The 13,573-nt window shown below is 65.6% G+C and carries 8 protein-coding genes; 6 read left to right on the top strand and 2 right to left on the bottom strand.

Annotated features, from left to right (window positions below):
* Positions 1 to 112: 112 nt before the first annotated feature.
* Entirely contained in the window at positions 113 to 2,800 is a 2,688-nt protein-coding gene (locus AC1MEM_RS22485) for a TonB-dependent receptor (RefSeq protein ID WP_499474311.1), read from the bottom strand.
* Positions 2,801 to 3,128: 328 nt separating this feature from the next.
* On the bottom strand, positions 3,129 to 5,984 hold the full coding sequence (locus tag AC1MEM_RS22480; RefSeq protein ID WP_499474310.1) for a TonB-dependent receptor: 2,856 nt from the start codon (positions 5,982 to 5,984) through the stop codon (positions 3,129 to 3,131).
* A 482-nt stretch (positions 5,985 to 6,466) separates the two neighbouring features.
* On the opposite strand from AC1MEM_RS22480, the gene aroG reads away from it, so the two are divergent.
* The 6 genes from aroG to AC1MEM_RS22450 all read left to right on the top strand — a co-directional run bounded on the left by aroG (position 6,467) and on the right by AC1MEM_RS22450 (position 13,551).
* A complete protein-coding gene (gene aroG, locus AC1MEM_RS22475; RefSeq protein WP_499474309.1) occupies positions 6,467 to 7,528 on the top strand; it encodes a 3-deoxy-7-phosphoheptulonate synthase AroG in 1,062 nt (353 codons plus the stop codon).
* A 141-nt stretch (positions 7,529 to 7,669) separates the two neighbouring features.
* Positions 7,670 to 8,608 (top strand): ABC transporter permease, encoded by a 939-nt coding sequence (locus AC1MEM_RS22470; protein ID WP_499474308.1) that lies wholly within the window; start codon positions 7,670 to 7,672, stop codon positions 8,606 to 8,608.
* Between the two features lie 7 nt (positions 8,609 to 8,615).
* Entirely contained in the window at positions 8,616 to 9,635 is a 1,020-nt protein-coding gene (locus AC1MEM_RS22465) for an ABC transporter permease (protein WP_499474307.1), read from the top strand.
* A complete protein-coding gene (locus AC1MEM_RS22460; protein WP_499474306.1) occupies positions 9,632 to 11,335 on the top strand; it encodes an ABC transporter ATP-binding protein in 1,704 nt (567 codons plus the stop codon). Before AC1MEM_RS22465 ends, AC1MEM_RS22460 begins: the two co-directional genes overlap by 4 nt.
* Before the next feature lie 105 nt (positions 11,336 to 11,440).
* Positions 11,441 to 12,385, top strand: coding sequence for a VTT domain-containing protein (locus tag AC1MEM_RS22455; RefSeq protein ID WP_499474305.1), 945 nt, complete (start codon positions 11,441 to 11,443; stop codon positions 12,383 to 12,385).
* A gap of 152 nt (positions 12,386 to 12,537) precedes the next feature.
* Positions 12,538 to 13,551 carry a glucokinase gene (locus AC1MEM_RS22450; protein WP_499474304.1) on the top strand — a complete coding sequence of 338 codons (1,014 nt, stop codon included), beginning with the start codon at positions 12,538 to 12,540 and terminating at the stop codon, positions 13,549 to 13,551.
* Positions 13,552 to 13,573 lie beyond the last annotated feature (22 nt).

Below are 13,573 nucleotides of genomic sequence, written 5' to 3'. Positions count from 1 at the left end.
CGCCCCGTGCCCACGCGGAACGACGCGCAGACGGATCATCTCAGGAGCGTCAACGCGGCGCATGCTTTCGGTGGGCACGGGGCGCCCACCCTACGAGCAACGCTGGTTCCGCTCAGAACTTGTACGTCAGCCGTGCATACACCGTCCTCCCGAGCGGGTCCGTATAGCGTGGATCGTAGCCCAGCTGAAAGTTGGTGACCTGGTTGGTGAACGGCGGCTCCGTGTCGAACAGGTTCTTGATGCCAGCCGTCAGTTCGAACATCTTGCTGCCGGTGAAGGTCGTCGACAGCGACCAGGTCGAGTAATGCCGGACGTTGTTGGCGAATTCCGGCTCGACTGCCGTGTTCTGGTCTTCGTAGTGCGACATGTAGCGGTTCGACAGGTTGAAGGTGTAGTCGCCCCGTACCAGCGTCAGCAGCAGGTTATGGCGCCAGCGGAAGACCGGGGTGGCGTCGGCATAGCGTCCGGCGTTCTGGGTGAACGGGCCGCCGAGCTCGTTCTGGTACTCATACTTGTTGACATAGGTGCCGTCGATGCTGAGGCTGAGGTTGCCGAGGGGGTTGCGCGGCAGCCGGTACAGCAGCGACAGGTCGAGGCCGCGCGTGCGCACTTCGCCCAGGTTGTCGGTAATGTCGAGGACGTAGTTCAGGCGCGTGCCGGACGGGTCATAGACGAACAGGTTCTGGTATTTCGGGAAATTGCCGAAAATGCTTTGCTCGGCCAGGAAGTTAATCTGGTGCTTGAGCTTGATGTTCCAGTAGTCGGCCGACAGCGTCAGCGCGGGGATGGGCTCGAACACGACGCCGGCGCTGTAGGTGCGCGACTTTTCCGGCGACAGGTTGGGGTTGCCGCCCTGGCGTATGTTCTGTTGCTGGGCGCACACGATGTTCGGGTTAGCGCCCGGCACCGGCACGCCGCCCGGACACAGCAGCGGATCGTCATGGCTGTCCGAACTGTTCGTGGTCGATTGCGGCGCGTACAGGTCGAACAGCGTCGGCGCGCGGAAGCCCCTGTTGAACGAACCGCGCACCAGCACTTCCCGGGTCGGCTGGTAGCGCAGCGCGACCTTCGGGTTGAAGCTGCCGCCGACATCGCTGTAATGGTCGTAGCGTCCCGCGAAGTTCAGTTCCATGTCCTTGATGACCGGCACGTTCAATTCCGTGAAGACGGCCCAGATACGGCGCTGGCCCTGCGTGTCCTGCGCGTCTGCATAGCCCGAGCTCGACGCCTGCGACGCCAGGGGCCGGTTGACGAAATACTGGGCGCGGTCGCGCCGGAACTCCGCGCCGAGGGCAAAGCCGAGTGGACCGGCCGGCAGTGTCATCAGTTCGCGGCTGGCGCGCGCGTCGACGGCACTGCTGTTGATGCGCGCGTGCACGTATTCGCCCAGCAGCAGGGAATCTTGCAGGAACTCGGCACCCGCCGGGCTCTGGGGGCCGAAGGGGTTCAGGATGCCGGCGCCGACCCCGTCGATGATGCGCTGGTCGATCAGGTAGCCGCCGCGGAAGGCGCTGCGCGCACGTCCCTGCGACTGCGAGATCCCGGCGTTGTAGTCCCAGCCGGCCAGGTTGCCTTCCAGGCTGGCCAGCAGGCGGGCGGTCATGCTGCTGTCGAAGTTCAGGCGCCTGCCGGACTGGAGCGGGCGCCAGCTGATGTCGAGGGGTTCGCCGGTCAGGCCGGCAACGGCGGGCACGAGGCCATTGCCGGGGTAATACGGGCTGGTGCCGAACATGGTGATGCCGAGGTTCGACATGGGCGGCGGCGCCACGCGCGACTCGTTGGTGCTGCGTCCCCAGACGAACTCCAGGCTGGCGAGGTGGTCGGGGGTGAGCTGGCGGTTGAACTTGCCCATCGCGCTGTATTGGCGCGTCTTGGGAACGAGGTCGATATATTGCGTGTAGTCGAATTCGCAGACGGGATCGTCGGCCGCGGGTGCGGTGTCGGGCGAGGGGCTCCCCGTCGTGCTGCAGCCGGCGCCGTAGTAGGGGTTGCCTGCAACGCCCAGGCTTGAAAAGAAGTTGGCCGGGAAGGTCGTGCGGCTGATCTGGTTCAGGCCGCGCTCGGGCCGCACGCCGGTGCGCGCAAAGCTGCGGTCGGTCGCGCGCAGCGCGCTTTGCTGGTGGAAGTCGAGCACGCCAAACATGCTGTAGCCATCGCGGTTCAGGTCGCCCCAGCCGCCCGAGAGGTTGATGCGCTGCTCGGCGCCGCCGCCGCGCCGCAGCGGCTCGTAGCCTTCGACCGTGAGGGCGCTGCCCTTGACCGAGCGTTTGGTGATGAAGTTGATGACGCCGCCGATGGCGTCGGTGCCGTAGATCGCCGAGGCGCCGTCGCGCAGCACCTCGACCCGTTCGAGCGCGGCCACCGGGATGATGTTCAGGTCGACGGTGTCGGCGAAATACGGGTGGTTCGCGAGGCGCCGGCCGTTGAGCAGCACGAGGGTCTTGTCGCCGCCCAGGCCGCGCAGGTCGGCCGTCGCCCGTCCGCCGGTGCCGGCGCCGACGGACGAGGAGCTCACCGTCGAGGTCTGGTTCATCGGGATCGTGTTGAGCACTTCCTGCACCGTGGTCAGGCCCTGCTTGGCGAAGTCGGCGGCGCGGATGGTGGTGATCGGCAGCGAGCTTTCGGCCGCCAGCCGCTTGATCGACGAGCCCGTCACTTCGACGCGCTGCATCGGCTGGTCGCCCGGGTCCTGCGCGGCCGCCGGCAGGCAGGCCAGCAGACCGAGGCCGGCGACGGCGCCGCCGAAGAGGCGGCGCACAACAATGGACAAGATCGTTGGGGACAAGATGGTTGCATTCATTTCCGGCTCCTGGAAGCGTGATGGTTGGTCCCCGCCTTGCGCCAGATCAATTCGTTCACGCAAAGAAATTGATCGCAAGCATGGACAAATCTGTTCGGGTGGGGTGGTTGGAGCCGAGTCTTGCATCGCAACCGCGAATTCGCGTGATCGCGCTCAAGGACCCTTGGACTTTTGGTGTCGTTGGCGCGCAAAACGACGGTTGCCGGGGAAAGCCGTAACATGCGCACAACACCGGCGCGCCCGGCATCGGGACCCGCAAGCAAGGGCGCCGGCCGGTGCGGGAACACCGGCCGGCGCTTTTGACAGGAACGTCCTGCACTGCCTCCGGTCAGAAGGTATAGCGCGCCCCCAGCGTGAAGCTACGTCCGATTGCGCCCTGGAAGTCGAGCGGGTTGTAGGCCTGGGCACCGTAGGTCAGCGGATCGAGCGGCGCCACCTTGTCGAACAGGTTCTCGATGCTGCCGAACACTTCCCATCCCGGCTGCGGCTTCCACCGGAACACGAGGTCGAAGCTCGTGAACGAGGCCAGCTTGCAGCCGCCCGGCGCATCGTCGCCGTTGGCGAAGTGGCTGGCGCAGCCGGCCGGGTCGTCCTTGAACCGCACGTTGTCGATCGGGCCGCGGTAGTTGGCGTTCAGGGACACGCGCCAGTCGCCGCGGTCCCAGGCGGCGCGCAGGTTGACGCGGTGGTCCGGGGTGCCGACGCAGTTGGTGACGTCGCAGTTGCCGTGGGTGCCGGCGAAGTCGCGCTCGCTGCCGTTCCGCTCCGTGCGCAGCCATTGGTCGAGATAGGTCCATTTCCCGTCGAGCAGGACGTTACCCCATTCGCCAGGCAGGCGCACCGTATGGCGGGCGTCGACGTCGATCCCTCGCACCCTGGTCGAAGCCGAGTTGACGTAGTTCGCCAGCACGGCCGTGATCGCCCCCGGATCGCCCGGCCCCTGCGACGTGCTGGGGTCGCGCGCGACGTGGCCGGCGGCGATGGCTGCATCGGTCAGTTCCTGGTTGATCTCGTTCTTGCGCTTGATTTGCCAGAAGTCGACCGAAATGCTGGTGCGCGGCAAGGGGTCCCAGATGACGCCGAAGTTGTAGCTCTTCGAACGCTCCGGCGCCAGGTCCGGATTGGGCGAGGTGATGATCGCGACCGATGCGGGGTTGCAGGCGGCGGCGACGCCGAGGCCGCAGCGCAGCGGATCGGCTGCGGTGGAGAAGGCGGCCAGGCCGCCGACGCCGTTCTCGGCCGAGCTCGGCGCCCGGAAGCCGCGCGCAAAGGTGCCGCGCAGGGCCAGCTGGGGTGCCGGCTGCCACTTGACGCCGACTTTCGGGGTGTACGAGTTGCCGACGTCGGTGAAGTGGTCCCAGCGCATCGCGCCCGTGATCTCCAGTCCCGGCAGCACCGGCGCCAGCGCTTCGCCATACAGCGCGAAGACGTTGCGTGCGCCGCGGTAGGCCGAATAGCCGAGGCCGATGATGTTGCCGCGCTCGGTGCCGCTGGTCGGCTTGAGCTCGGTCTCTTCGCGCCGCCACTCGGCGCCGGCCGCGACGCCGATGGCGCCGCCCTCCAGGTGGCCGAATTCGCGCGTGGCCTTGAAGTCGCCCTGGACGATCCTGGTCCTGGCGTCGTTCGAGATCGCCGGCGACAGTGCGCCGTACAGTGCGGGGCTGTTCAGCGGCGCGTTCTCGCCGATGCGCCACACCGTGCCGGACGGCAGCGCCGCGTAGGCCGGGCTGCCGGCGCTCGCCGCGGCGACATTGGGCGCGCTCGGATTGAGCAGCGCAAACGCGACGTCGCGCTGCAGGTAGCCGAAGCGCTCGTTGCCGACCGAATTGCGCGAGAAGAGCAAGGAGGTGTCGTATTCCCAGCCGGCGAAATTGCCCTTGATCCCGGCGAGGGCGCGCACGAAGATGGAATCGATATTCGAGACGCGCGGTCCGACGTCGCCGGCCAGGTAGCGCAGCCGCGCGGCGCTGCCGAAATACGGGTTGTCCGGATGGCCCGCGCCGAGCGCGACATTGGCATTGCTGACCGGTCCGCCGGGGTAGCCCTCGTTGGCGCTGACGGTCGAGGGCGTGGTCGAGGACGAGGTCTTGCTCTTGTACAGGTTCAGCTCGGTATAGCCTTCGATCGCCGGCGTGATGCGCCAGGTGCCGCGTCCGAACAGGCTGTAGTTTTCCTGCTCGGGCACGATCTGGTTGTACTGCAGGGTCGAATCGATCAGGCAGCCGCCGCCGGGGTCGCCCTGCGGGTGGCTGGTGATGTTCGCGCAGGCCGCCCCGGGTTGCGGCAGCGTGAATCCGGCCGCGGGGTCGAGGCTGCCGCGGTTGTAGTAGTTGTTGGTGAGGGGATTGCGCACGTTGCCGTTGATCGCGCTGCCGGCCGCGTTCGGTCCGGTAATGGCGCCGGTGCCGCCGAGTGCCTCCTGCGCCGAATAGCCCCAGTTGCGCAGGTCGATACGGCCGATGTAGCGGCGGTCGTCGCGCTCGCGCAGCCAGATGTTGTTGGTACGCTTGTACTCGAAGTTGAGGAGCACGTTGTAGCGGTCGGCCTCGAGGTCGCCGAAGCCGTGGGTGATGGCGTAGTTTTCCTTCTCGCCGTCCCAGTCGCCGGTCATGCCGAGCGAGCCGCGCACCGTGGTGCCCTTGAAGTCGCGCCGCAGGATGATGTTGACGACGCCGGCAATCGCGTCCGAGCCGTAGATGGCCGAGGCGCCGTCCTTCAGGATCTCGATGCGGTCGACGGCGTCGGTCGGGATCACGTTCAGGTCGGAAAACACTTTCTGGCCGTCGTCGGCCAGCCCGTAGGGCGCCATGCGGCGGCCGTTGAGCAGCACCAGGGTCGAGGCCGAGCCGAGCCCGCGCAGCGAGATGCCCGAGGCGCCGGCCGCGAAACCGTTGCCGAAGCTGCTGGGTACCGAGCCCTGGTTGTCCACCGCGAGCGTCTGCAGCAGTTCGGAAACGCTGCTCTTGCCGGAGCGCTCGATGTCGGCTCGGTTGACGGTGAGCACCGACGAGGCGGTCTCCGCTTCGGCACGGCGGATGTTACTGCCGGTGACGACGACGCGCGCGGCCGGCCGCTCGGCGGCCTCCTGCGCTTGTGCCTGCGGCAGCGCCAGCAGGGTCAATCCGATGGCGCCGCTGCCCGCGAACAGGCGGCGAACCGATCGGGATAACAAGGTTTCAGTCATGTCCGCACTCCAGGTCAGGTTGACATTCCCATCCACGGACTGCAGCTTGATCGGCCACATGGTTTGAATCCGAGCAAGCTGATCCAAAACAAGGACGATGCAGTTGAACGGGGCTTGACCCGAATTTTGCATTCATGACAAGGGCATGTCTGATATCCCGCAAACATGAGTCTTGCGTTGAAAAGGCTGTCGGGTTGTCGCAACCGCTCGCCTGCCACTTCCACTTCATGCTGCAAATGACGCACTGCGACAAAACCCTTGCCAATATTCATAGCCAGGGGTTATAGTCATTTCGACTTTTTTCGGATCCGTCCATGCGCAACGCTGCTTTCTTTACCTGCTATTTTTGGTTTAGCCATTCCGGCCTTCAGGCGGTGGAGTAGCGGCAGGTTCACGCGACAGCAGAACAGACCGAACGACCAGAAACCGCCAGCGATGGCGGTTTTTTCATTTCCAGCCCAGATAAACGAACGGAGTCCCGCATGCCCCGCACCGACGATTTACGCATCCGCGAAATGAAGGAACTGACGCCGCCCTCGCACCTGATCCGCGAGTTTCCGGTGACGCCGAAGGCCGAGGAAACGGCAAGCTCGGCCCGGGTGGCGCTGCATCGCATCCTGCACGGCCAGGACGACCGCCTGATGGTGGTGATCGGCCCGTGTTCGATCCACGACCCGAAGGCCGCGCTCGAGTACGCACGGCGCCTGGTCGAGCAACGCCACCGCTTTGCCGGCGAGCTCGAGATCGTGATGCGGGTCTATTTCGAGAAGCCGCGCACGACGGTCGGCTGGAAGGGCATGATCAACGACCCGTACATGGACAACAGCTTCCGCATCAACGACGGCCTGCGCATGGCGCGCGAACTGCTGCGCGACGTCAACGAGATGGGGCTGCCGGCCGGCACCGAATTCCTCGACGTGATCAGCCCGCAGTACATCGCCGACCTGATCAGCTGGGGCGCTATCGGCGCGCGCACCACCGAATCGCAGGTGCACCGCGAGCTCGCGTCCGGCCTGTCGTGCCCGGTCGGCTTCAAGAACGGTACCGACGGCAACATCAAGATCGCCGTGGAGGCGATCAAGGCCGCCTCGACGCCGCACCATTTCCTGTCGGTGACGAAAGGCGGGCACTCGGCCATCGTCTCGACCGCCGGCAACGAGGATTGCCACATCATCTTGCGCGGCGGCAAGGTGCCGAACTACGACGCCGCCAGCGTCGAGGATGCCAGCAAGCAGATCGCCGCCCTTGGCCTGGCGGCGCGCGTGATGATCGACGCCTCGCATGCGAACAGCTCGAAAAAGCCCGAGAACCAGGTGCCGGTATGCGCGGAAATCGGGCGCCAGGTGGCCGCCGGGGACGGGCGCATCGTCGGCGTGATGGTCGAGTCGCACCTGCTGGCCGGGCGCCAGGACCTGGTGCCGGGCAAGGAACTGACCTATGGGCAGTCGGTGACCGATGGCTGCATCGACTGGGAGACGAGCGTGCAGGTGCTGGAGGGATTGGCGGCGGCGGTGCGCCAGCGGCGTTTGTGCGAGGACGCGTAAGGCAGGTGCGCAGCCGGAACGCGCGCAGGTTATAGGTCAACAACACAACTTGATGGCCCGCCCACGGCGAATTGCGTTATCGTGGGCGTTTTCAATAAGGCCGAGCCAGGAATTGTCCAAGGGCCGCCAGGGGAAGTCCGAATGCTGGCTTACATAATGCGGCGGCTGTGGCAGATGCTGCCGACGATGGCGGGCGTCATCGTGCTCGTGTTCGTGCTGTTCAACTGGGTGGGCGGCGATCCCTCCTATCTGCTCGCGGGCAAGATGGCCGACGAAGCGGCGATCGCCAACATCCGCGCCCAGCTCGGCATCGACCAGCCGGTGTACGTGCAGCTCGGCATTTTCCTCAAGCAGATCGCGACCTTTGATTTCGGCAACGCCTGGAGCACAGGCGAACCGGTATCGCACATCATCGCCAGCCGGCTGGGGCCGTCGCTGACGGTGCTGGTGCCGCTCACCCTGCTCGAAACCTTTTTCGGCATCGCGCTGGCACTGGCCATCGCTTTTGTCCGCGGCTCGCTGACAGACCGCGCGGTGATGGTGGCCTGCACGGTCGGCATGTCGATTTCGATCCTGGTCTACATCATCGTCTTCCAGTATTTCTTCGCTTATAAACTGGGCCTGTTTCCGGTGCAGGGCTGGGGCGAGAGCCTGGGCGAGAACCTGCTGCGTTATGCGCTGCTGCCGATCATCATTGGCCTGGCGGTATCGATCGCGCCGACCCTGCGCCTGTACCGCAGTTTTGTCCTCGATGAAGTGCACCAGGACTATGTGCGCACCGCGCGCGCAAAGGGCTTGTCCGAGCGCCGCATCGTCTGGGTCCACGTGCTGCGCAATGCCGCGATCCCGATCATCACCCACGTGATGGCGAACCTGCCGGCGCTGCTGATCGGCGCCTTCCTTCTCGAACGCTTCTTCGGCATTCCCGGCATCGGGCGCGAGGTCATCCTGGCCGTGGAGCGCAGCGATTTTCCGGTGATTAAAGCGATTACCGTCTACGTGGCGGCCGCGACCATGGTGTTCAACCTGCTGGCCGACTTGCTGTACGGCGCGGTCGACCCCCGCGTTCAGTTGAAATGAGGCAGGGATGCACGGCAACATGATGAAGCGCGACAGCATTTCTCCAGGTCTCTGGACGCTCGCCTGGCGCCGCCTGCGCGCCGATCGCGTGGCGATGGCGGCGCTCGGCGTGGTCGGCGCCTTTTTGCTGTTGCTGGTCCTGTCCGCCAGCGGACTGGTCGCCGGCGACTGGGAAGCCGAGGTGGCCGTCAATTATGCGCCGCCGGCTTTCATGGGGCCCGACGCTGCGAGCGCTGCGCTGGCGCGGCCGCAGGCACCGACCCCGCCGAATGCCTTCGATCCGCTGGCGGCCGAACTGGACGTCCTCAAGGCCGAGGTCCGGGCCACCCATCCGCCGCACGCGAAAGCGCTCACACTGCCGTTCGGCGCCGACAAATGGGGCCACGACATCCTGAAAAAAACCATCAAGGGCGGTGAGACCTCGATCGTGGTCGGGCTGGTCGCGGCCTTTGTCGCGGTCGGGCTGGGCACGCTGTTCGGCGCCCTGTCGGGCTTTTTCGGCGGCGTGGTCGACGATCTCTTCAACTGGTTCTACAGCATTTTTACCTCGATTCCCTCGATCCTGATGATCCTGACGGTGGCCGCGGTGCTGCAGCAGAAGGGTGTCATGACGATCGTGCTGATCCTCGGCCTGACCGGCTGGACCGGGCCCTACCGCCTGATCCGCGCCGAGTACATCAAGCACAAGGCGCGCGAATACGTGATGGCGGCCGATGCGATTGGCGCCTCGAGCTGGCGCAAGATGTTCTCGCATATTTTCCCGAACGTTTCGCACGTGGCGCTGGTGCAGCTGTCGATCCTGGTGGTCGGCTTCATCAAGGCCGAGGTGATCCTGTCCTTCCTCGGCTTTGGCGTGCCGGTCGGCACGGTGTCCTGGGGCAGCATGCTCAACGAAGCGCAGAATGAACTGATCCTCGGCAAATGGTGGCAGCTCGCGGCGGCCGCCGGCGCGATGGCGCTGCTGGTCACGGCCTTTTCGCTGTTCACCGATGCCTTGCGCGATGCGCTGGATCCGAAACTGAAATGAGTCCGCATTTGAATCCCGACGCCGGCATGCTGCTCCAGGTGCGCGACCTGCGCATTTCCTTCCGCATCGACAAGAAGAACACGGTCGAGGCGATCAAGGGCATTTCCTTCGACGTGCCGCACAACGCCACCGTCGCCCTGGTGGGCGAATCGGGTAGCGGCAAGTCGGTCAGCTCGCTCGCCGTGATGGGGCTATTGCCGGCGGAGACGACGATCGTGCATCCGGCATCGAGCGTGCTCTTTGGCGGGCGCGAACTGTTGCGGCTGCCGGTCTCCGAGCGCCGCAAGCTGTGCGGCAAGGACATCGCCATGATCTTCCAGGAGCCGATGTCCTCGCTCAACCCGGTGTTCACGGTGGGCTTCCAGATCGGCGAAGTGCTGCGCCAGCACATGGGCATGAACAAGCGCGCTGCCCGTGTGCGTACGTTGGCGCTGCTGGAGGAAGTCGGTATCCCGGACCCGGCCAACAAGATCGACGCCTATCCGAGCCAGATGTCGGGCGGGCAGCAGCAGCGCGTCATGATCGCGATGGCCATTGCCTGCGAACCGAAACTGCTGATTGCCGACGAGCCGACCACGGCGCTCGACGTGACGATCCAGAAACAGATCATGGAATTGATCGCGGCGCTGCAAAGAAAACACCGGATGTCGGTCCTGTTCATCACGCACGACCTCGGCCTGGTGGGCGAAATTGCCGACCGCGTGATCGTGATGCGCCATGGCGAAGTGCGCGAGGAGGGGGCAGCCGCGCAGGTATTCGGTGCGCCGCAGGACGCCTATACCCGGGCCTTGCTGCATTGCCGGCCGACGCTCGACACGCGGCCGGCCAGGCTGCCGGTCATCGACGATTTCCTGAGTGGCCGCAGCGACCCGCTCGCGGTGCTGCCGCAGCGCACGCGCGGCTATGCGGCGGACGACGAGAACCTGCTGGTCGTCCAGAACCTCGCCAAGAGCTTCACGCTGCGCGAAGGGCTGTTCGGCAAGCGCGTCTTCCACGCGGTGAAGGACGTGTCGTTCACGCTCCCGCGCGGAAAGACGCTGGGCGTGGTCGGCGAATCCGGTTCCGGCAAGACCACGGTCGGCCTGACCCTGTTGCGCCTGCACCGCGCCACCGCCGGCAGTGCGCATTTCGACGGGCGCGACCTGTTCGCGATGTCGGACCGGGAATACGCGGCCTATAAGCGACGCATCCAGATCATCTTCCAGAATCCGTACGCCTCGCTCAATCCGCGCTTCACGGTCGGCCAGATCTTATTGGAACCGATGCGCATCCACGGCATCGGCCGCGACGACCGCGAACGCACCAATACAGTGCATGCGCTGCTGGAGCGCGTCGGCTTGCCGGCGCAGGCATTTGGCCGCTATCCGCACGAGTTTTCCGGCGGCCAGCGCCAGCGCATCGCGATTGCGCGCTGCCTGACGATGAAGCCGGAAATCCTGGTCTGCGACGAATCGGTCTCGGCGCTCGACGTCTCGGTCCAGGCGCAGGTATTGAACCTGCTGCAGGACCTGCAGGACGAGTACAAGCTGAGCTATATCTTCATTTCGCACGATCTGTCCGTGGTGCGCTATATCGCCGACCGGGTGATGGTGATGCACCATGGCAGCGTGGTCGAGATGGCGGACTCGGACGATCTGTACCGCAATCCGCAGCATCCTTATACACAGTCTTTATTGGCAGCGATTCCACGGCTGGCGTAGGGTGGACCGGGCCGCGATCGGACTCCGTGCCCACGCGGAACGATGAGCAGACGAGTCGGGGCTCTCCACCAAGCCTGAAAAGGCGATTTGGGCTACCATGACCGGATGTCCCAGCTCACCCTCCTGATCCAGCACTACGGCGTGTTCCTCGTCTTCGGCATGGTGCTGATCGAGCAGTTCGGCCTGCCGATTCCCGCCTTTCCGGTGCTGGTGCTGGCCGGCGCGCTGGCGGTCGACGGCGGCGCCAGTTGGCAGCTGTGCCTGCTGGCGGTGCTGCTCGCCTGCCTGATCTGCGACTATTTCTGGTTCCGCGCCGGCCGTTATTACGGCAAGCGCGTGCTGCGCCTGTTGTGCCGCATTTCCCTCTCTCCCGATTCCTGCGTCAACCAGACCGAAGACCGCTTCCGGCGCTATGGCCCGAAATCCTTGCTGGTCTCGAAATTCGTCCCCGGTTTCAATACCATCGCGGCCCCGATGTCGGGCGCGCTCGGCACCGGCACGCGCGCCTTCCTCGGCTTTTCCGCAACCGGCGCGCTGCTCTGGGGCGGAACCGGTATTGCCCTCGGCGCGATTTTCCACGACAGCGTCGACCGCGTCCTGGCGAGCCTGGAAACCATGGGCAGCGCCGCGCTGATGGTGCTGGGCGGCTTGCTGGCGCTGTTCGTCGTCTATAAATATGTCGAGCGCCGGCGTCACCGCGCGACGCTCGCCGTGCCGCGCATCGCGGTCGCCGAACTGATGGCCTTGCTGGAGGGCGGGCACGATCCCCTCATCATCGATGCGCGCAGCGTCACGGCGCAAGGGCTCGAATCGGCGATTCCCGGCGCGCTGCTCTACAACAGCTGCGCGCCGGGCCAGCTGATGGCCAGCCTCGACAAGGAGCGCCATATTGTCGTGTATTGCAGTTGCCCAAACGATGTCACCGCGGCGCAGGTGGCCAAAGAGTTTCTCGCCAACGGCTTTCACCGGACACGTCCGCTGCATGGGGGACTCGATGCCTGGCATGCGCACCAGGCGCGGAGCCGCGATGCGCAGCCGGCCGTTTGCTGAGCGTACGCTGTAGGGTAACGTAGTCGGACTACTTGCGCAGGCGCCGCAATTTCGCAGATTGTCACCCAGTCCTGTACCTAAACTACAAAATCTTCTTGTAAGTCCGCAAAGAAATCCAGTAAGCTTGGACATCCCCAGCCTTCTGTCCTGCAATGACTGCTTCCCTGCCTGCATACCTCGCCCCGCCCACCGCTTCCTTCGATAGCCCGCGCCTGCTGGCCGATGTTGGCGGCACCAATGCGCGTTTCGCGCTCGAGCTGGCGCCGGGCAAGTTCGAGGCGGTGCAGGTACTGGCCTGCGGCGCGCATCCGGGTTTCGCCGACGCCATGCGCGCCTACCTGGCGTCGCCCGCAGTGCTCGCTTTCGGCAAGGTCGCCCACGCGGCGGTGGCGATTGCCAATCCGGTCGATGGCGACCAGATCCGCATGACGAATCACCACTGGCAATTCTCGATCGAGGCGGTGCGCCGTGAAGTCGGACTCGAGACGCTGCTGGTGGTCAACGATTTCTATGCGCTGGCGCGTTCGCTGCCGCACCTGCAGGATGGCGACAAGGTCCAGGTCGGCGGCGGCGCTCCCCGCGCCGGCGCGCCGCTGGGCCTGCTCGGGGCCGGTACCGGCCTCGGCGTGTCGGGACTGGTCCCGGCAGGCGACAGCTGGATTGCCTTGAATAGCGAAGGCGGCCATGTCACCTTTTCGCCTGTCGACGAACTCGAAATCGCGGTGCTGCAATACGCCTGGCGCGAGTTCGAGCACGTGTCGGCCGAGCGCTTCCTGTCGGGCGCCGGCGTCGAGCTGATCTACCGCGCGCTGGCCCATGTGCAGGGGCAGCCGGAGGACAAGCTGCCGGCCGCGGAGATCTCGCGCCGCGCGCTGGCGGGGGAGTGCGCCTTGTCCGAGCAGGTGCTCGACGTGTTTTGCGGCATGCTCGGCTGCGCTGCCGGCAACCTGGCCGTGACGCTGGGCGCGCAGGGCGGCGTGTATATCGGCGGCGGCATCGTGCCGCGCCTGGGCGAACGCTTCGCCAGTTCGTCCTTCCGCCGGCGCTTCGAACGGAAGGGCCGCTTCGCTTCCTACCTCGCGCAGGTGCCTACCTACGTGATCACCGCCGACTATCCTGCTTTCCTTGGTGTGTCCGCCGTTTTGGCCGAAAAACTGTCGGCTTGAAGCCAATCCCGGACGCGCACCC

This window comes from Telluria sp. AIW5 (assembly GCF_056680575.1).
Note: the sequence above shows the minus strand (reverse complement) of the source record. Positions and strands in the feature narration are given on the sequence as shown.